We start from the raw sequence: 1086 nt of genomic DNA on the forward strand, positions 1-1086 counted from the left end.
GCCAACGGCCCCGACCCCGTCACCGGTGTGCGGCGGACCCCGCAGCAGAAGCTGCACAGCGTGATCGACCAGGCCGTCCTCGCCGAACAACTCGGTTACGACGGCTATGGGGTGGGGGAGCGACACGGTGAGCCGTTCATCTCCCCGGCGCCGCCCGTACTGCTCAGCGCGATCGCCGTCCGCACCTCGACCATCCGGTTGTTCACCACCGTGACGGTGCTCAGCATCCTGGACCCGGTCCGGGTCGCCGAGGACTACGCGATGCTGGACCAACTCTCCGGGGGGCGGGTCGAGTTGATCATCGGAAAGGGCAACGACCCGCGCCACTTCGGTCTGTTCGGCCTCCCCGAGGAACGCCAGTGGGACGCGCTCGCCGAGAACTACGCGCTGCTGCGCCGCCTTTGGCGTGAGGAGAAGGTGACCTGGGAGGGTTCGACCCGCCCGCCGCTCACGGAGGCCACCGTGTCGCCGCGCCCGCTCCAGGACCCGATCCCGGTCTGGCACGGCAGTGCGACCAGCACCCAGTCCACCGATCTCGCGGCCCGCCACGGCGATCCGTTGTTCTCCGCCAACTCCTTCCACCCGCTGGCCAAGTACCGGTCCCTGGTGGAGCACTACCGCGAGCGCTGGGAGCACTACGGGCACGACCCCGAAGAGGCCCGGGTGGGCGCGAGTTTCGGCGGACTGTACGTCGCCAGGCGCTCGCAGGATGCCATCGAGGGCTACCGCCCGTACTGGAACGAGATGTTCAACTCGGCGGCCGGTCGGCACAACAACTCGCCCTTCAACTCGCTGGAGGACGCGCTGGAGCACGGTTCGGCGCTGGTGGGCAGTCCGCAGCAGGTGATCGAGAAGATCCACCGCTACCACGAGGCTTTCGGCAACGAGGTGGTCGGCATCGGCGTCGACGCACTGACCGAGGGCGCGCAGCGGGAGCAACTGGAGCTGTTCGCGGGCGAGGTGGCCCCGGTGATCCGGCGCGAACTGCCCTGACGGCGGGCGGCGCGAGGCGGCGTCCGGTCCGCGCGGCGGTTCGCGCCTCAGCCGGCCGGTCAGCGAGCTGGCCAGTCAGCCGACCGGTCAGCC

The 1086-nt window shown here is 70.2% G+C and carries 1 protein-coding gene; it reads left to right on the forward strand.

The genetic code is table 11. The annotated features are described in order from the left end of the window. On the forward strand, positions 1-993 hold a 993-nt coding region (locus J0670_RS38530), incomplete at its 5' end, for an LLM class flavin-dependent oxidoreductase (RefSeq protein ID WP_207817420.1). Positions 994-1086: the final 93 nt, after the last annotated feature.

This window comes from Streptomyces sp. FH025, assembly GCF_017427025.1.
Classification (GTDB): domain Bacteria; phylum Actinomycetota; class Actinomycetes; order Streptomycetales; family Streptomycetaceae; genus Kitasatospora.